Raw genomic sequence first — 17,910 nt, 5'->3', positions numbered from 1 at the left:
CCGGCTGGCGCCAGCCTTTCGGCGGGAGTTTCAAAAATGATAGGCGAGGCCCACGCTCGCGTAGTAATTCGACCCGCGCTCTACCAGCGGGCTGCGGGCGGCGTCACCGTGCAGGTGCCGTGATTCCATGCTGCCCACCACAACCCAATCCTGGTTCAGGTCGAGCGACCAGAGGAATCCGAAACTTGCAAACAACAATCCGCTTCCTGCGCCGAACGCTGGCAATCCTGTGGTGGCGGACTGCTGCGGCGTAATACCGTAGAAAGAGCCGGCCGACTTCGCACTCGCCCACGTCGCTTGCGTAAACACCCCCGCAGCGACACGTCCGCTGCGGTAGACACCCGCGCTAAGACGGAGGTCAGCTTGGGCACCCAGATCGGAGTCCGTGTGCCGCCGCGCGCGCGCGAGCAACGTGGTCGGCATGGGACCGAAATCATGGTCCCATTCCACGTGCAGGCCGGCCGAGGCCCCACGATTGATGTCCGAAACGTTGTGGTTCTCGAGGAAATCGGAATCGTTTGTCTTGCGCCCTGGTTCGTAAGCAAGTTGCGCGCCGGCATGGAACCCCGGCGCAATCTCCATTCGGACACCTCCCTCAAGCACACCCTGTGTCGAGCGCGCGAACCAGGGCTGCCCGAAGTATCGGACAACCGGGACCAACTCTAAACGTTGCGAGGCCGAGCCATCGTACGCCGGTCGCGTGCGCAGGCCCGGGCCTAGCAGGGAATCATTGGAGAGTTCTGCAAAAGCGGTCAGCGGTACGATCAAACCGAACGCAAATATCACGGACCGGATCGCGTCAGGGGACGGTCGAAATGCAGGTAAGGCGGTGTTCATTTGCGTTTAGATTCCACTCGGTTTTCTATAGGTCAACGAGGCAGAGCTACTTTTTTGCGCAGGAATGAACAACTGATTGCGTTTCTCGTTCCTCGCTGGCTTAGTACCTGTGCTCATTCGCTTCGTCTTTGATTGCTTTACCACCTTTCTGAATATCTTTTCCCGCGCCTTCCATAGTGTTGCAGCCGGTGAGTGTCGCAGCAGCGCCAGCCAGGAAAAACGTCGCGAGTAGCAACACAATAATCCTTTTAATCATGATGAATCCCCTGTTGTAGATGATGAATTAAGAATCGGAGCGCAAGCAACAGATGCTGTCTTAAACACCTAGAAGTTTCATGATGTGCTGATAATCTGGGTTATTCTGTGCGCTACCACACAGAATGCGACCAGCCCGCATTGTCTGCGCGACAACGCCGCGTGGGGAACTGCAAGCCGACGCCACGAGATGAATCTGAGGAAAACTTTCAAGTTAGTCTAGTTCGACACGGATACGCGTTGCCTAATCCGGAACCGATCATCTCAGCTCTGCAAGCACATACGATGCTCTACGACACACCTAATAGGTTCGCGTGTCAGACACACCAAGCCTTCCGCCTTGCACTAAGTGCGCCACCGAACAGACACTCTGTAAAGATTGCCGGATAATTAATGTTTCCCTCTACCCAAAGATAAGGACAAACCATGAAAGCCAAACTCGCGACAAGCTGTTTCATCATCAGTACCTTGCTGGCCCCCGTTGCGGCCTATTCCGCCGATCCAGACACGGACCGTACGCACCCCATGACATACGTCAAGGACTCGGCCATAACAGTCAAAGTTAAGGCCAAGTTGGCCGACGAAAAGATGAGCAGTCTGGCGCATATTATGGTCGATACCGACAGCAAGGGCGCGGTGGTTTTGAGCGGAACAGTCAGAACCCAGGAAGAAGCGGATAAAGCGGTTTCAATTGCGCGCGGGACCGAAGGCGTAACTTCGGTCACAAACAAGCTTAAAATTAAGAAGGAAGATTAGGGTTCCGGTTTAAAGCAGATACCCTGCTGATCCAGATAGGTCGAGCGCATAGCTCATACCTGCGCGGGCTGGTCTTGGTTCCAACTGAATCAGGGCCAGCATTTTCTAAAAAAATTCTTAAAACATTCGAAGACGCACAAGTTCGTCGTGCAGCCATTGGTTACTAGTCACCGTTGCGCCGCCATTGCACCTCACCATATACGGTTGACCGCTAAAACTGCTTTTCGTGGCAGCCATTTCAATAAAGTCTTCGGTAGTCTTGATCTGATTTCTTTCCACCAGGTACTGGTACTTGTCGCGTAAATGTTCTTGCGCCGCTTTCGAGTCGCGCCACGTGCCATTGCGATAAAACTCACATGCGGACCCATCGATATAGCCAAGCAGAAAATTGACTTCGATTTGCACATTTGTCGGGGGCTCTGCACGCGCCACCAGCGCTAGCGTGAGTCCCAGCATCAGTACCGCGCCCGTTATCAATCGTAAGTTCATAGCTCCTTATCCAGTGGCAATGATGAGCCCGTTGGCCACCCTGCGATCGAGGCCTAACAGCAGCCATGGTGCTTGCACAATGGGGCAAGCGGATACACACCAGAACTCCGTGTCAGTGCTTCGAATTCAGTCAGCTCCGACATTTCCCGAATTTTCACCGACGCGCCCACCGACAAAAAAGCGATAGGGATGCTGGTCGGCGGCGTTGTCATGACGATTATCGGGTTGGTGGGACTGCCGCGCGGTTCAAGAAATTGAGAGGGCTGGTCTGATTTTTCATCTGCACCAGTTGCCTCTAATAACAACAGGTACCTTCGGTGGCCCGCGTCAGGAAAGGATCCGACGTCGCCAAACCTGCGCCATCCGCCATAACCCGAAGCCACTGATCGCCAAAGTCAACAGGCGCCAAGGACGCGACACAACAGTGATGACGACGGGTAGCAGCAAAGCCTCGGGGTGGCTTTTGAGGTATTGAATTCCGTCGCGGACTTTGTCAATCATTCGTGATAGCCGCCGCAACGAAGGACCATATTGCGCGATCGCGCCGCGTTCAATAGCGATTTGCGCGACGAGATCGTCGCGTTCCCTCACCAACGCAAAAGCGGTCGCCCTGGTCATGGTGAATTCAACTGCTGCCGGTCTTTGTAGAGCTCGGCCAGACTCGCTTCGAATAAGCGCGGCCTCGATTTAAGCTTGGCGCGAACCATGCTTCCGGAAATCCCGGCGCCAGTCAGAAACAACACGGCGAGGAGCGCCACGGCGTGCAACCGATAGGGCGTGTCCCAATAGGCCGCGATGACGAACAGCACCGCGAGGACGAGCGTCATAAAAGTAAAAAACAGCGCCAGTATCGCGCCGAATAAAAGCGAAGTCAGCCTGAGTTTTTCTTCGGCAAACTCGGTCGCAAAAAGCTGCAACCGGGTATGCAGATGGGAAACCAGGCTCGCGGCCAGGTTCTTGACGGAACCGAACAGCCCTACTGGCGGCGCGTCGGTGGACTGGATGTCACGATTCACAAGCCGATATCCAGTGAAGCATCAACGCTTCCCAACCAAAAAGCCGATCAATATGCCGACACCGGCGGCAATGCCCACGGCGGTCCACGGATTGCCCTTCACGTAATCGTCGGTTGCCGTCGCGGCCTGTTTGGCCTTGTCGACGACGTGTCGCTCAGCCTCCGCCAGACTCGTCTTGGCGCTCGTTAACTTCTCCGCAAACTTCGCCCGCGCGGCGTTGAAGCCTTCTCCGGATACTTTCGCCGTCGCCTGCAGTAAATCATCGGCATCGGTGACGATCGCCCTGAAATCGTCGACCATTTTGCCCTTGGTCCGATTGAATTCAGCCACTGTCTCTTCGCTCATTGCTGTTTCCTTTTGTCATTCGTTAAACGCACGAAATGACAATTATCCCCCTTCCCCCAAGACGTTCAGTGCGCTATCGCACATAAGGCAGGTTAAAAGGGACGCGCCATGCTCAACAGGCACCATGGCGACCTATGCATTTAGGCATCGTCGAAAACCGGATCGTTAGGGGCGAAACGCAGTTCCGTATTAAAACCGTCCCGGGTGTCACCAGGGAGTTCCGACCGGAGCGTGGACTTTTATGGTGATTCGCAGAGAAAGACAAGTTCAGAGTGAACCCACCCTCATAACACCGCTAGTTTATTTCTTCATCGCTTCCTTGGTTTTATCCACGGTCTCATCGATCTTTTCGCCGGCCTTTTCCATGGGTCCCTTGGGATTAACCACGTCCTGAACTTTGTCTTTGGTCTGTTCGACGGACTCATCGATCTTTTCGCCGACTTTCTCAGCGGCGCCTTTTTTTTCGCAAGCGAAAAGTCCGGCCGCGATCAGCAGGCTGACGGACAAAATAGACAGTTTTTTCAACGTAGACATAGGCATACTCCTTTTAGTGCAAGTTAAAACTCCCGGCCCCGAACAGCCCGAGCAGTCCGATAATAATCAAATAAATCGCGACGATATAGTTCAGCAGCCGCGGCACGGCCAGAATGAGTATGCCGGCGATAAGTGAAATCAACGGGGCAATACTTATAGTCATGTTCATGCTGGGCTCCAATCAAGCGTGTTTATGAAGTGACGATCGCGGCTTGGTCGGATCAGGTTTTTCATCCGATCTCGTTCGCATTAAAATTGCGTGGGTGCAATTCAACTCTCACGGAAACCTGCCAATGCCGCTGAAGAGACAAATACGCCGAGTACCCTGCCGGCTCTGTGCGTTATCGCACGTAGTGCGGTTTTTTTGCAAGTTCGGCTGGTAACGCCCCCGTGGTGTCTGAAACTACCCATCGTTTATAACCATTGTTCAGCCAGCGGAAGACTTCGAGAATAAGGTCAGCCACTTTTCTGGAGGTCATCCCTGAAATCGCCATAACCCTGGAGGTCCTCCCTGAAATCGCCATAGCCTTGGAGGTCCTTGAGATCGCCATAACCCTGGAGGTCCTCCCTGAAATCGCCATAGCCAGCCTGGACCCTGCCTCCGATTTTTTGAGCCCGCTCTTTCTTTTCCAATAGCTTGTCGCGGAAAAGCTTGCCGCTGATTTCCCTGATCCTGCCTTTTTCCTGTTTGCTTCGAGCCTTGAATTGATCCTTGTTCATGATTGCCTCCTAACAACGAATTTCGAGAATTTCCCACACCGTCATACCCGGTGATTCGCCTTCGCTGACCAATCACAGTCTGTGCGCAGAAACGCGTTTGTTCAGTGCGGTAGCTCACATGGTTGAGAATTGTCCGCCCGCCACGCTGAAAAGAGGTCCGCGCAGCGGGTGCTGCCTTGCAGGATTCAAACGACAATAAATCTGTGATGTAAAATGGGGGAAATGATTAATGAGCTCTGAACCTGATTTATACTGGGCGAATGCCCTACCAAGGTTTGGCCCAATCGCCGCCATCGTGCGCCTTCGCCTTGCTTCGCTCTATCGCGGCAGTAAGGTGCATGGCGGTGGCCGCTTGCTGTCTCCACATTCTCGCCGGATGCGCGAGCCTCCCCGACGCCGCGCGCGAGATGGAAGTGCCTCATGCACAGGCGGTGGAATTCGGTAACGCGCGCGGCCCTGTCTCGGCAAGCAAGAGTGCCGCCATCCTCGAAGAACTCAAGAGCAAATCCGGCGACATCGACATACTGCAGAAACATCTGGCCTTGGAGCAGGCGATTAACGCCGACAGTCCGCTGGTGCTGGGCAACAAGTTGGTCCTGCTGCAAGACGGGCCGGCGACCTACCAGGCCATGTTCGCGGCCATGCGCAAGGCCAAAGATCACATCAACCTGGAAACCTACATCTTCGAGGACGATGACATCGGCAAACAGTTCGCGGATCTGCTGTTGGAAAGACAGGCCGCCGGCGTTCAGGTCAACCTGATTTACGACAGCGTCGGCTGCCTGAATACGCCGAAGGTTTTTTTCGAGCGCTTGAGCGCCGTCGGCATCCAGGTGATCGAGTTCAATCCGATCAACCCATTGGCCGGAAATAAAAAGGAATGGCTGCTCAATAACCGCGACCACCGCAAGTTACTGGTGGTCGACGGCCGCATCGCTTTCATCGGCGGCATCAATATCAGCGAATCCTATTCCAGCGACCCCTCCTCCAAGTCAGCCAGGAAAAAGGGGGTGAATACCGTGGGTTGGCGTGACACCCACCTTCAGATCGAAGGGCCGGTGGTGGCGGAGTTCCAGAAGCTGTTCATGAACACCTGGAGCAAACAAAAGGGTCAGCCGCTGACTCAGAAAAACTACTTCCCCAAACTCAATAAACAGGGCGACGACATCGTGCGCGCCATCGGCAGCGCCTCCGCCGACCCCCACAGCTTGATCTATCTCACGCTGCTATCGGCGATCGCCAATGCGGAACAGCGCGTGTATCTGACGAATGCCTATTTCGTTCCCGATCCGCAATTGCTCAAATCCTTGACCGACGCGGCACGGCGCGGCGTCGACGTGAGGCTGGTTCTGCCGAGCTACTCCGACTCCTGGACGGTGTTCCATGCCGGGCGCTCGCATTACACCAAGCTGCTCCGCGCCGGCGTCAAGATCTACGAGCGGCGCGGCGCGGTCATGCATTCCAAGACCGCCTCCATTGACAACGTCTGGTCAACCATCGGTTCAACCAATCTGGATTGGCGCAGTTTTCTGCACAACGATGAAATTAACGCGACGATTCTGGGGCGCGATTTTTCCCGGCAAATGGACGCCATGTTTGCCAAGGATCTGACGGAGTCCGACGCTATCGACCTCGATCGCTGGAAGGACCGGTCACTGATACTCCGATTGAAAGAGTGGCTGGCGCGACTCGCGGAATACTGGCTCTAGCCAGGTCCGCCGAGCGTGTCAACAATACATCGATATCGTCGAAGACGATCCCACGCGGGTGCTTAGACTGCCGTTTTAGGAGGGAGCAAGCGATCATATTCTTTCTTGACCACCGCATAGCATTCGCATACCTGTGCCTCCAATCCCGGCCGATCGAGGACTGTAATGTGGCCGCGGTTATAGCTAATCAAACCCAGGGCTTGCAGTTTTCCCGCCGCCTCGGTGACCCCCTCGCGGCGCACCCCCAGCATGTTGGCGATCAATTCCTGGGTCATGGTGAGTTCGTTGGTCGTCAGGCGGTCCAGGCTCAGCAGCAACCAGCGGCAGAGTTGCTGATCCACCGAATGATGCCGATTGCACACGGCCGTCTGCGACATCTGCGTGATCAGCGCCTGAGTGTAACGCAACAGCAAAATTTGCAGTCCGCTGTGGCGTTCGAATTCACTTTTCAGCGCATTCCCCGGAAGCTTAAACGCCTGACCGGCGCTTTGCACCAGCGCCCGGCTGGGGGTGGTGCCGCCGCCCATGAACAAGGCGATGCCTACCATGCCTTCATCGCCGACCACGGCAATTTCCGCCGAGGAACCATCCTCCATGACGTAGAGCATGGAAACGATACAGCTTGGGGCGGGGAAATAAACATGCTCCAACTGAGCGCCGGATTCGTAGATCACCTTGCCCAGAGGCATCGTGACCGGCTTCAGATCGGGAAGCAGGCGATCGAACACTTCCGCCGGCAAGGCGGCCAGTAGGAAGTTATCTCTTGGTTTTATTTTTGGTTCAACACCGGTCAGCATAGCTGTAGTCCTTACTGTAACCCATGGTCTTTCTTGCGCAAAGGGGGCAAGTATCTTTTGCCCTGGATTCAGCGTGCACTATGTTCGCTAACACACATAGTGTATTACCGCATTATTTTGCCGTAAATCGCCATGAGATGAGAGGTTACTGACGTTCCACACAAATGCAGAGCCTCATCTCGTCAGGCTCGGAAAAAACCAAGTAATTCTGCGGGTACAGGGCCGGTCATCCGTACTTATGTGCGCTAACGTACGGAATCCACATGTTTTTCTGTGTATTTAAGGAACCTGTAATGGGAAACCGCGTCACAGATTGCACTGCGGCCCAGGTATTGCTAACCAATTCAGGGAGAGACCAGCCATGGCGCGTAACTCAAGTGAGACTGTGTACCTTAAAGCAGTCAGGAGTACAAAGCTTCATGGTGAACGGAGCAGTGTTAGTGACGCCAAAAAAACCGCTTCCGGACCCGCCGCCGCGCGCGCGGTACCGACGCCGGACCTGAAAACATTCATTAAAGTAATAGGCGAATGCAGACAGATGGTCAAAAGCGCGCAACATCAAATTGAAATTCTTGTCGAGCGGAATATTGGTTTGCAGAAAGAACTTACCGAGCTCGTGCAAAAAGAAGCGCTGGTCCGCCACTTGGCGTACCACGATGGGCTAACCGGTCTCCCCAATCGTAGCTTGTTGCAAGACCGGTTCCACCAAGCCATGTCCCAGTCGGAACGGCATCGCAAACCGCTGGCGCTGCTGATGCTTGACCTGGACGAATTCAAGCGCGTCAACGACAAACTGGGGCATGCCAGCGGCGACAAACTCTTGCAGGCGGTGGCGCTACGCTTGACCAAGGGCATCCGCGGCGCCGACACCGCCTGCCGTTACGGCGGAGACGAGTTCGTCATCATGCTGTCGGAAATTGACAGCCCGAATATCGTCACCGCACTCACTGCGGAAATCGGCGGGCGCCTCAGCGAACCCTATATTATTGACGGTCACAAAATTCATATCGCCGCCAGCGTAGGCGTGGCTGTCTACCCGGGCGACGGACGAACTTTCGACGATTTAATGAAGCAGGCGGATATCGCCATGTATCGTGCCAAGGGCACGGGGCACAGTACCTCCATCACCGAACAGCCTAAGGAAGATGCTGGCGCGACTGAATTGTACAATCCGCCCGCCCCTGAGAATGCTGACCGCATGCTCGAGCGTGATTTATTTATTCAGGATGAGTCAGTACGCGCACGGGAACAACAAAATAAGCATCAACAAATGTAACGTCAGTTAGTCAATCTGGAACCTCAAACTATTGATGCGTTGAGGCAATAATCAGCCGCTACGAGACATTGCTCCCCGTTCTGATACTATCCACGTATTCCGAATCGTTATTTGCCATGCTTGTGTCAGCCCGCGGACTTTCCAGTCCACGATGCCATGGTCCAGCCAGGAATCGACTTACCGCCAAAGCGGACCGCCAACGACACCACCTGATGTGGCGACCTGGTTCGTTGAGATTTCGCTGCAAGGAAGGGGACCTCTGAATTGAAGGCGAGCAGCACTACCAGCTTTGGGCATTGGCTCCAGTCGAGGACACACCTTCACGGAAGTGGCGCGCCATCAAAGTACTTCAACGACGAGCCGCCGCTGCGATCGGAGCTGTTCAGCAGCGACCAGATGGACCAGCATGGCAAGACCCTGGCGGGTTCGCACAGGCTGGGTCTGGGACGCGCACCCGACCGGCTCCTGACGCGGTTGGCTGAGAATGAAAGCGTCCTGATTGGCGCCTGCAAGCTGCTGACAGCGGCGGTCACGGAAAACCGCCGGATTACGCCGGCGGGCGAATGGCTGCTCGATAACTTCTACCTGATCGAAGAACAGATTCGTACGGCCAAGCGACACCTGCCGAAGGGTTACAGCCGGGAACTGCCACGCCTGGCTCACGGCCCTTCGGCTGGACTTCCGCGGGTGTATGACATCGCGCTGGAGACGATCGCGCACGGCGATGGACGGGTGGATCCGGAAAACCTCCGCCGTTTCGTCGCGTCCTACCAGTCGGTCACCGCCCTCAAGCTGGGCGAATTGTGGGCCATCCCCATCATGCTGCGCCTGGCCTTGATCGAAAATCTCCGGCGCGTTGCCGCTCGCAGCGCCGCCGGCAGGATCGACCGGAACCTGGCCGATTCCTGGGCCGACCAGATGATAGAGATCGCCGAGAAGGATCCGAAGAGTCTGATTCTGGTGATCGCGGACATGGCGCGGTCGAACCCACCGATGACGACCCCGTTCGTTTCGGAATTTACGCGCCGGCTGCAGGGGCAGAGCCCGGCTTTGGCGTTGTCGCTGACCTGGATTGAGCAGCTGCTGTCCGAGTCTGGCCTGACGATCGAGCAGTTGGTGCAGTCGGGAAACCAGCTACAGGCCGCCGACCAGGTCTCCATCAGCAACAGCATCGGCAGCCTCCGGTTCCTGGGGGCGATGGACTGGCGCGACTTCGTCGAGACGCTGAGCATTGCCGAGCAAAAACTGCGGGAAGATCCCGGCGCCATCTACGGCATGATGGATTTTTCCACCCGTGATCACTATCGCCACGTCGTGGAGAAGATCGCGAAGCAAAGCCGCCTGTCCGAAGGCGAGGTGGCGGAGAGAGCGGTCCGGCTTGCGCACGAAGGCGCTGCCCGTAAGGGCGGCGATGATCGAACCGCGCATGTGGGTTTCTACCTGATCGACAAGGGATTGCGTGAACTCGAGCAGGCGGCGGAGGCGCGCCTTTCCGCCTCCGAGGCATTCACAAGAGCGGCGGGCCAGTTTCCATTGCTCCTGTATCTGGGTGCGATCACGCTAATCACGCTGATCCTCACCGGGGGTTTGTTGATGCGGGCGCAGGCCAGCGGCGGGCCGGATTGGGCGCTCGTGTTGCTGGGTGTCCTCGCGCTGCTGTCCACCGGTCAACTGGCGGTGGCGCTGGTGAACTGGCTGGCGACGTTGCTGGCATCGCCGCATCCGCTGCCACGCATGGATTTCTCCCGGGGGATCCCACCGGAATCGCGCACGCTGGCGGTGGTTCCGACGATGCTCAGCGGCGCTCACAACATCGAGGATCTGGTCGAGGCGCTGGAAGTCCGGTTCCTGGCCAATCGCGACGACAATCTGCGCTTCGGCCTGTCGACCGATTTTCAGGACGCGCGCGCGGAAACGCTGCCGGAGGACGAAGCGCTGTTGCGGCTGGCTGAGGCGCGAATCGAGGAACTGAATGAAAAGTACCGGGGTGACAACGGCGACGCGTTTTTTCTGTTTCATCGCCCGCGCCGCTGGAATCCACGCGACCGGATCTGGATGGGCTACGAGCGCAAGCGCGGGAAGCTGGCGGATTTGAATTTGCTGTTGCGCGGGGAGGCAACCGATCGCTTCTCGCTGGTCGTCGGTAACACCGACGTTTTATCGAACGTGAAATATGTCATTACCCTTGACACGGATACGCAGCTCCCGCGCGACTCGGCGCGGGAGCTCGTGGGAGCCCTGGCGCACCCACTGAATCGCGCGCGCTACGACAAAGACAAGCAACGTGTCTGTGAGGGCTACGGCATCCTGCAACCACGCATGGGCGTGAGCCTGCCCAGCACGAACCGCTCGCGGTATGCGCGCTTGCACGGGGATGAGCCGGGCATCGACCCCTATACGCGCGCCGTCTCCGACGTCTACCAGGACCTGTTCGGTGAAGGCTCGTTCATTGGCAAGGGGATCTACGATATCGATGCGTTCGAGCGATCGCTCAAGGATCGCTTTCCCGAGAACCGCATCCTCAGCCACGATCTTCTGGAAGGTTGTTACGCGCGCGCCGGACTGGTGAGCGATGTGTTGTTGTACGAGGAATACCCATCTCGCTACAGCGCGGACGTAAGCCGCCGGCACCGCTGGATTCGCGGAGATTGGCAGCTTGCCGGTTGGCTGCTGCTGCGCGTTCCCGGACTTAAGGAACACAGCCGTCAGAAAAACCCGCTCTCGTGGTTGTCACAGTGGAAAATCTTCGACAACCTGCGGCGCAGTCTCGTGCCGGCGGCGTTGACGCTCCTGTTGCTGCTGGGCTGGACGGACTTGTCATCGGCCTGGTTCTGGACCTTGGCGGTGATCGGAATCATCCTGATCCCGTCCTTGATTGCCTCTGCTCTGGAGATGTTTCAGAAGCCGATCGACGTGCTGCTGAGTCAGCATCTCGCCGCCGTCGTACGCGCCGTCGGCCGGCGCCTCGCCCAGGCGGTCTTTGCGCTCGCGTGCCTTCCTTATGAAGCTATCTTCAGTCTGGATGCGATTGTGCGCACGGCGGGACGGATGCTGATCACGCGCAAGCGACTTCTCGAATGGAATCCATCGAGCGAATCGGATCGCCACAGCGGCGCGGACCTCGCCGCCTCTTTCCGGTCGATGTGGACCGCCCCGGTTATCGCCATTGCCGCGGCGCTGGTTCTGGTGCTGTCGAATCCGGCCGCGCTGGTCGTGGCGGGACCGATACTGATCTTATGGCTGGTCTCGCCCGCCATCGCCTGGTGGATCAGCCGGCCGCGCGCCCACCGTGAAGCCAAGCTCACGACCGACCAGACCTTCTTCCTGCGCAAGCTGGCGCGCAAGACCTGGGCGTTCTTTGAGGCCTTCGTCGGCCCGGAAGATCATTGGCTGCCGCCGGATAACTATCAGGAGTATCGCGCTCCCGTGGTGGCGCACCGCACGTCGCCGACCAACATGGGACTGGCGCTGCTCGCGAATCTGTCCGCGTACGACTTCGGTTACATTCCGGCCGGACAGCTCATCGAGCGCACGGCGAGCGCACTGCGCACGATGCAATCCATGGAACGGCACCGCGGCCACTTCTACAACTGGTACGACACGCTGTCGCTGAAACCGCTGCACCCCGCCTACGTTTCGACGGTGGACAGCGGGAACCTCGCGGGTCATCTGCTGACATTGCGCCCGGGTCTGCTCTCGCTACCCGATCGACCGATCCTGGAGGCGCGCTGGTTTGACGGGCTTCGCGACACGCTGGGGATCCTGGTGGATGCCGTGGGAGGTGTCACGCCGGCTGCGCTCGCTCAATTTCAGAGAGATTTGGAGTCCGCCTGCGATCCCCGGCCAACCACGCTCACGGCGGCGCGGCTCACCCTTGACCGGCTGACGACACGCGCGGCGGAACATGCCGGCAGCTTCGACGCTGAGCCCGCGACCGACGCGAGCGGGTGGGCACGGACGCTGGCCCGGCAATGCCAGGGCGCCCTCGATGAGCTGACGTTTCTCGCCCCGTGGAGTTTGCTGCCGGCGGCTCCGGGCCGGCTCAGCGACTTCGCCGGCATCGGCGCAATCCCCACGCTGCGCGAACTGGCCAAACTTGAGCTGGAGTGGTTGCCGATCATCGAGCATCGACTCGACGCGGACGCGACGCCCGCGGAGCGCGAGTGGCTGGATGAGTTTCGACGGCTGATCACGGAAGCCAGCCGTCGCGCCGCGGAGCGGATAGCGGCGGTCGAGAGCCAGGCACGGCAAGCCGGCGAGCTCGCGCACATGGAGTACGACTTCCTGTACGACAAGGCATCGCGTCTGTTGACGATCGGGTACAACGTGGATGAGCGGCGGCGGGACTCGAGTTACTACGACCTGCTGGCCTCGGAAGCGAGATTGATAAAATTTGTCGCGATTGCGCAGGGACAAGTGCCGCAGGAGAGCTGGTTTGCCCTCGGGCGCCTGCTCACGTCCGCCGGTGGCGAGCCGATTCTTTTGTCGTGGAGCGGTTCGATGTTCGAGTACCTCATGCCGCTCCTGGTGATGCCCACCTACGAGAACACGATACTCGATCAAACCTATAAGGCGGCAGTGGAGCGACAGATCGAGTACGGGGAACAGCGCGGCGTGCCGTGGGGCATGTCGGAATCCGGTTACAACACGGTCGACGTTCATCTCACCTACCAGTACCGCGCGTTCGGCGTGCCCGGCCTGGGGCTCAAACGCGGTCTGGCGGAGGATTTGGTCGTTGCTCCCTATGCTTCAGCGCTGGCATTGATGGTGGCGCCTGAAGCGGCTTGTCTGAACTTGCAGCGACTCGCCGCCGCGGGGCTCGAAGGAAAATTCGGCTTGTATGAATCCATCGACTACACCCCGTCACGTCAACGACGCGGTGAATCGAGCACGGTGGTTCGCTCCTTCATGACCCATCACCAGGGGATGAGCCTGCTCTCCCTGGCCTATCTGCTGCTGGACCGTCCGATGCAGAAGCGATTCGAGTCGGACCCGTTGTTCCAGGCGACCCTGTTGTTGCTTCAGGAGCGAATTCCCAGGGCCACGGCGCTGTTTCCGCACATTGCCCAGCTCTCCGACATTCAACCCACAAGCGGTGCTCCGGAGACGCCGATTCGCGTTTTCAGCAGCCCCGACACGCCGATACCGCAGGTGCAGTTGTTGTCGAACGGTCGATACCACGTGATGATCACGAACGCGGGAGGCGGCTACAGTCAGTGGAAGAACCTCGCCGTGACCCGCTGGCGCGAAGACGCTACCCGCGACAACTGGGGTAGCTTCTGTTACCTGCGCGACGTGGCGAGCGGGGAGTTCTGGTCAACCGCACACCAACCGACGCTCAAACGAGCGGAGGGCTACGCCGCGATTTTCTCGGAAGGGCGAGCGGAGTTTCGCCGCCGCGACCACGATTTCGATACCCATACCGAGATCGTGGTTTCGCCGGAAGATGACATCGAACTGCGCCGCGTCCATATCACCAACCGCTCCCGAACCCGCAGAACGATTGACGTGACGAGTTACGCGGAGGTGGTTCTCGCACCCGCGGCCGCGGAAGCACTGCATCCGGCGTTCAGTAATCTCTTTGTTCAGACCGAGATCATCGACCCACGGCGGGCGATCCTGTGCACGCGCCGGCCCCGCTCCCTCGATGAATCGGCACCGTGGATGTTTCACCTGATGGCCGTGCACGGGGCGGACATCGGAGAGATCTCCTACGAGACGGACCGCACGCAGTTCATCGGCCGCGGCAACACTGTCGCCGCGCCCCAAGCCCTGAACGGCTCCACGCTCACGGGCAGTCAGGGTTCCGTGCTCGATCCGATTGCCGCCATCCGCTATCGCATAACACTCGATCCGGACGAATCGGCAACGATCGATATCGTTTCCGGCATCGGTGAAACCCGCGACGCCGCCTTGAGCCTGGTCGATAAATACCAGGACCGGCGGATCGCGGATCGTGTCTTGGAACTGGCATGGACCCACGCCCAAGTGGTGCTGCGGCAGATCAACGCCACCGAGGCCGACGCGCAACTCTATGGAGGCCTTGCCAGCTCCGTCATCTACGCTAATTCCTCGTTGCGCGCCGAGGCCGCCGTCCTCATCAAAAACCGCCGCGGACAATCCGGCCTATGGGGTCATGCCATCTCCGGCGATTTGCCGATCGTGCTGCTGCAGATCGGCGACCGGGCCAATATCGATCTGGTACGCCAACTGGTACAGGCCCACGCGTACTGGCGCTTGAAGGGGCTGGCCGTGGACCTGGTGATCTGGAACGAAGAGCATGCCGGTTACCGGCAGCTGCTCCAGGAACAAATCATGGGGCTGATCGCCGCGGGCGTCGAAGCGCACGTGATCGACCGGCAAGGCGGCATCTTCGTGCGGCCGGCGGAGCAGATATCGGACGAAGACCGCATCCTGCTGCAAACGGTCGCGCGCGCCATTTTCACCGACGGCCGGGGGACGCTGGCGGAACAGATCAACCGTCGTGGCCCGGTGGAAGTGCGAGTTCCGCGCCTCAAACCGACTCGCCGCCACCGCGCCGAACTCCCGGCCGCCACCGGGTTGCCGCGCCGCGATCTTATCCTCTTCAATGGATTGGGAGGATTTACCCGTGATGGACGCGAATACGTCATCATGACCGCGCCCGGGCAAGTGACGCCGGCACCGTGGGTGAACGTGCTGGCGAATCCGCACTTTGGAAGCGTCATCTCGGAGAACGGCCTGGCCTATACCTGGAGCGAGAACGCCCATGAGTTCCGCCTCACACCCTGGCACAACGACCCGGTGAGCGATGCCAGCGGAGAAGTCTTTTATCTGCGCGACGAAGACAGCGGCCATTTCTGGTCGCCCACGCCACAGCCCAGCCGCGGAGCCGGTTATTACGTGAGCCGCCATGGGTTCGGCTACAGCGTCTTCGAGCACGTGGAGGGCGGCATTCGCTCGGAGCTCACGGTTTACGTGGACGTGGATGCCGCGATCAAGTTCTCGGTGCTGAAAGTGCACAACGAATCGGGTCAAGCGCGCAAGCTTTCCGCGACGGGTTACGTGGAATGGGTGCTGGGAGACTTGCGGCCGAAATCGGCCATGCACGTGACCACCGAAATTGACCCCCACAGCGGCGCGCTGTTCGCGCGTAACCCGTACAACACGGAGTTCACCGGTCTGATTGCGTTCTTCGATGTGGACGATGCGACCCGGACCGTAAGCGGCGACCGCACTGAATTCATCGGGCGTAACGGCACGCTCAAGAATCCGGCGGCGATGAATCGCGCGCGGCTTTCCGGCAAGGTGGGAACGGCCCTCGATCCCTGCGCCGCAATCCAGGTCAGCTTCGAGCTGGCCGACGGACAAGAGCGCGAGATCATCTTCAGGCTCGGCCTGGCGGGAAGGCGAGGAACTGATGACGCCAGCAAGCTGGTGCATCGCTTCCGGGGATCGGCCGCCGCGCGCGGCGCGCTCGAAGCGGTGTACCAGTACTGGAATCACACGCTCGGCGCCGTGCAGGTGGAAACACCCGACCCGTCGCTCAACGTGCTGACCAACGGCTGGCTTTTGTACCAGACGCTGGCATGCCGTCTTTGGGCGCGCAGCGGATACTACCAATCGGGGGGCGCCTTCGGCTTTCGCGATCAATTGCAGGATGCAATGGCGCTCGTGCACACGGAACCGCAGCGGCTGCGCGCGCAACTGCTGCTGTGCGCGAGCCGGCAGTTTCAGGAAGGCGATGTCCAGCATTGGTGGCATCCGCCATCGGGCCGTGGCGTGCGTACGCATTGTTCGGATGATTACCTGTGGCTGCCCTTGGCGATGTGCCGTTATGTTCTGACCACCGGCGACACCGGGGTGCTGGATGAATCCGTTCACTTCCTCGAAGGCCGCCCGGTCAAAGCCGAGGACGACTCTTATTATGATCTACCCGGCCGTTCTGGCGAGGTGGCCAGCTTGTACCAGCACTGTGTGCGAGCCATCCTGAGAGGACTCCGATTTGGAGAGCACGGCCTGCCGCTCATGGGCACCGGTGACTGGAACGACGGCATGAATCTGGTGGGCAATCACGGTAAAGGCGAAAGCGTCTGGCTGGGGTTCTTCCTGCACACCGTGCTCACGCAGTTCACAACGGTGGCACGCCGGCAGGGTGACTCCTCCTTCGCCGAACGTTGTGAAGCGGCGGGGGTTCAGCTGCGCCAGAATATCGAGCAGCATGGCTGGGATGGCGCGTGGTACCGCCGCGCCTACTTCGACGACGGCACACCGCTGGGGTCGGCCGCCAACCCCGAGTGCCAGATTGATTCGATTGCGCAAAGCTGGGCGGTTCTATCCGGGGCGGGCGATGTCCAGCGCGCACGCCTGGCCATGGAAGCGGTGGATCAGCGCCTCGTGCGCCGCGATTCAGCGCTGATCCAACTATTGGATCCGCCGTTCGACAAGTCGTCGTTGAATCCCGGTTATATAAAAGGATATGTCCCGGGCGTGCGCGAGAATGGCGGGCAGTACACGCATGCGGCAATCTGGGCAGCCATGGCGTTTGCCCGACTGGGCGACCGCCGGCGCGCTTGGGAACTGTTGGCCATGATCAACCCGGTCAACCACGGGAGGACTCCGGAAGGGGTGGCGACCTACAAAGTCGAACCCTACGTCGCCGCCGCCGATGTCTATGCGCTCACGCCGCACACCGGCCGCGGGGGATGGACCTGGTACACGGGCTCGGCCGGCTGGATGTATCGGCTGATCGTGGAATCGCTCCTGGGCTTGAGGCTGGAAGTGGACAAACTGCATTTCACGCCGTGCCTCCCGGCGGATTGGAAGGCCTTCACGATGCACTACCGGTATCGGGAGACGGTTTACCACATCGTCGTCTCGCAAACGCGCGCCGATGATGATGCGAAGATCGGCGAGACGAGCATAACGGTCGACGGCGTTGAACGCCACGACCAGGCCATTCCTCTGGTTGACGACCACCAGGAACACGCGGTCGAGGTGAGGATAGACGCCGCACGCGGTTAACAGAGTGACTGCGGCAGATCATGGCCAAAGGAATTCAGTCAACGAATTTTCACTGAAACCCGGGCAGGTACAGTTCGCGATGAGTGTGATCACGGGCATCTGAACCCAGAAAATGGTCGGCGGTTTTTGAGAAAAGGGCCTTTATATTTCCTTATACCCGTCGCACCATTCTT

The 17,910-nt window shown here is 58.8% G+C and carries 15 protein-coding genes; 5 read left to right on the top strand and 10 right to left on the bottom strand.

Translation table 11 applies throughout. From position 1 onward, the window contains the following. Positions 1 to 30: 30 nt before the first annotated feature. Together ACC569_RS01185 and ACC569_RS01180 are read right to left on the bottom strand one after the other, a co-directional pair. Positions 31 to 837, bottom strand: coding sequence for a MipA/OmpV family protein (locus tag ACC569_RS01185; RefSeq protein WP_372521661.1), 807 nt, complete (start codon positions 835 to 837; stop codon positions 31 to 33). 100 nt (positions 838 to 937) lie between these two features. After that, complete coding sequence (locus ACC569_RS01180) at positions 938 to 1,093, bottom strand: entericidin A/B family lipoprotein (RefSeq protein WP_372521660.1); 156 nt, start codon at positions 1,091 to 1,093, stop codon at positions 938 to 940. 425 nt (positions 1,094 to 1,518) lie between these two features. Here ACC569_RS01180 and ACC569_RS01175 point away from each other — a divergent pair, with 425 nt between their 5' ends. Next, entirely contained in the window at positions 1,519 to 1,848 is a 330-nt protein-coding gene (locus tag ACC569_RS01175) for a BON domain-containing protein (protein ID WP_372521659.1), read from the top strand. Between the two features lie 117 nt (positions 1,849 to 1,965). Here the strand turns inward: ACC569_RS01175 and ACC569_RS01170 are convergent, their stop codons facing one another. Next, positions 1,966 to 2,337 (bottom strand): DUF5329 domain-containing protein, encoded by a 372-nt coding sequence (locus ACC569_RS01170; RefSeq protein ID WP_372521658.1) that lies wholly within the window; start codon positions 2,335 to 2,337, stop codon positions 1,966 to 1,968. Positions 2,338 to 2,409: 72 nt separating this feature from the next. Between ACC569_RS01170 and ACC569_RS01165 the strand changes: the two genes are divergently transcribed. Next, positions 2,410 to 2,595: a DUF3185 family protein gene (locus tag ACC569_RS01165; protein ID WP_372521657.1), complete on the top strand. Its 186-nt coding sequence runs from the start codon at positions 2,410 to 2,412 to the stop codon at positions 2,593 to 2,595. Positions 2,596 to 2,664: 69 nt separating this feature from the next. On the opposite strand, the gene ACC569_RS01160 is transcribed toward ACC569_RS01165, so the two are convergent. From ACC569_RS01160 to ACC569_RS01135, 6 genes are all read right to left on the bottom strand, one after another. Beyond that, positions 2,665 to 2,955 (bottom strand): YqjK family protein, encoded by a 291-nt coding sequence (locus ACC569_RS01160; RefSeq protein WP_372521656.1) that lies wholly within the window; start codon positions 2,953 to 2,955, stop codon positions 2,665 to 2,667. Further along, positions 2,952 to 3,353: a phage holin family protein gene (locus tag ACC569_RS01155; RefSeq protein WP_372521654.1), complete on the bottom strand. Its 402-nt coding sequence runs from the start codon at positions 3,351 to 3,353 to the stop codon at positions 2,952 to 2,954. The genes ACC569_RS01160 and ACC569_RS01155 overlap by 4 nt, the downstream gene beginning before the upstream one ends. A 21-nt stretch (positions 3,354 to 3,374) precedes the next feature. Continuing rightward, on the bottom strand, positions 3,375 to 3,698 hold the full coding sequence (locus tag ACC569_RS01150) for a YqjD family protein (RefSeq protein ID WP_372521653.1): 324 nt from the start codon (positions 3,696 to 3,698) through the stop codon (positions 3,375 to 3,377). A 300-nt stretch (positions 3,699 to 3,998) separates the two neighbouring features. Continuing rightward, entirely contained in the window at positions 3,999 to 4,232 is a 234-nt protein-coding gene (locus tag ACC569_RS01145; RefSeq protein ID WP_372521652.1) for a hypothetical protein, read from the bottom strand. Positions 4,233 to 4,245: 13 nt separating this feature from the next. Beyond that, a complete protein-coding gene (locus tag ACC569_RS01140; RefSeq protein WP_372521651.1) occupies positions 4,246 to 4,401 on the bottom strand; it encodes a DUF3096 domain-containing protein in 156 nt (51 codons plus the stop codon). Between the two features lie 287 nt (positions 4,402 to 4,688). Next, complete coding sequence (locus ACC569_RS01135) at positions 4,689 to 4,952, bottom strand: CsbD family protein (protein WP_372521650.1); 264 nt, start codon at positions 4,950 to 4,952, stop codon at positions 4,689 to 4,691. A gap of 338 nt (positions 4,953 to 5,290) precedes the next feature. Here ACC569_RS01135 and cls point away from each other — a divergent pair, with 338 nt between their 5' ends. Then, positions 5,291 to 6,661, top strand: a complete 1,371-nt coding sequence (gene cls, locus ACC569_RS01130) for a cardiolipin synthase (protein WP_372521648.1) — start codon at positions 5,291 to 5,293, stop codon at positions 6,659 to 6,661. 62 nt (positions 6,662 to 6,723) lie between these two features. Here the strand turns inward: cls and ACC569_RS01125 are convergent, their stop codons facing one another. Then, positions 6,724 to 7,458 (bottom strand): Crp/Fnr family transcriptional regulator, encoded by a 735-nt coding sequence (locus tag ACC569_RS01125; protein WP_372521647.1) that lies wholly within the window; start codon positions 7,456 to 7,458, stop codon positions 6,724 to 6,726. Between the two features lie 361 nt (positions 7,459 to 7,819). Between ACC569_RS01125 and ACC569_RS01120 the strand changes: the two genes are divergently transcribed. Together ACC569_RS01120 and ACC569_RS01115 are read left to right on the top strand one after the other, a co-directional pair. After that, positions 7,820 to 8,734 (top strand): diguanylate cyclase domain-containing protein, encoded by a 915-nt coding sequence (locus ACC569_RS01120; RefSeq protein ID WP_372521646.1) that lies wholly within the window; start codon positions 7,820 to 7,822, stop codon positions 8,732 to 8,734. Between the two features lie 264 nt (positions 8,735 to 8,998). Beyond that, entirely contained in the window at positions 8,999 to 17,737 is an 8,739-nt protein-coding gene (locus ACC569_RS01115; protein WP_372521645.1) for a GH36-type glycosyl hydrolase domain-containing protein, read from the top strand. The last annotated feature ends 173 nt before the right edge of the window (positions 17,738 to 17,910 follow it).

It is taken from the genome of Sulfuricaulis sp. (assembly GCF_041499725.1).
Classification (GTDB): domain Bacteria; phylum Pseudomonadota; class Gammaproteobacteria; order Acidiferrobacterales; family Sulfurifustaceae; genus Sulfuricaulis.
Note: the sequence above shows the minus strand (reverse complement) of the source record. Positions and strands in the feature narration are given on the sequence as shown.

Excerpts from the sequence above, each read along its gene's own strand:
- ACC569_RS01185 (WP_372521661.1), bottom strand. The coding sequence starts at position 837 with ATGAACACCGCCTTACCTGCATTTCGACCGTCCCCTGACGCGATCCGG.
- ACC569_RS01180 (WP_372521660.1), bottom strand. The coding sequence starts at position 1,093 with ATGATTAAAAGGATTATTGTGTTGCTACTCGCGACGTTTTTCCTGGCT.
- ACC569_RS01175 (WP_372521659.1), top strand. The coding sequence starts at position 1,519 with ATGAAAGCCAAACTCGCGACAAGCTGTTTCATCATCAGTACCTTGCTG.
- ACC569_RS01170 (WP_372521658.1), bottom strand. The coding sequence starts at position 2,337 with ATGAACTTACGATTGATAACGGGCGCGGTACTGATGCTGGGACTCACG.
- ACC569_RS01160 (WP_372521656.1), bottom strand. The coding sequence starts at position 2,955 with ATGACCAGGGCGACCGCTTTTGCGTTGGTGAGGGAACGCGACGATCTC.
- ACC569_RS01150 (WP_372521653.1), bottom strand. The coding sequence starts at position 3,698 with ATGAGCGAAGAGACAGTGGCTGAATTCAATCGGACCAAGGGCAAAATG.
- ACC569_RS01145 (WP_372521652.1), bottom strand. The coding sequence starts at position 4,232 with ATGTCTACGTTGAAAAAACTGTCTATTTTGTCCGTCAGCCTGCTGATC.
- ACC569_RS01140 (WP_372521651.1), bottom strand. The coding sequence starts at position 4,401 with ATGAACATGACTATAAGTATTGCCCCGTTGATTTCACTTATCGCCGGC.
- ACC569_RS01135 (WP_372521650.1), bottom strand. The coding sequence starts at position 4,952 with ATGAACAAGGATCAATTCAAGGCTCGAAGCAAACAGGAAAAAGGCAGG.
- cls (WP_372521648.1), top strand. The coding sequence starts at position 5,291 with ATGGCGGTGGCCGCTTGCTGTCTCCACATTCTCGCCGGATGCGCGAGC.
- ACC569_RS01125 (WP_372521647.1), bottom strand. The coding sequence starts at position 7,458 with ATGCTGACCGGTGTTGAACCAAAAATAAAACCAAGAGATAACTTCCTA.
- ACC569_RS01120 (WP_372521646.1), top strand. The coding sequence starts at position 7,820 with ATGGCGCGTAACTCAAGTGAGACTGTGTACCTTAAAGCAGTCAGGAGT.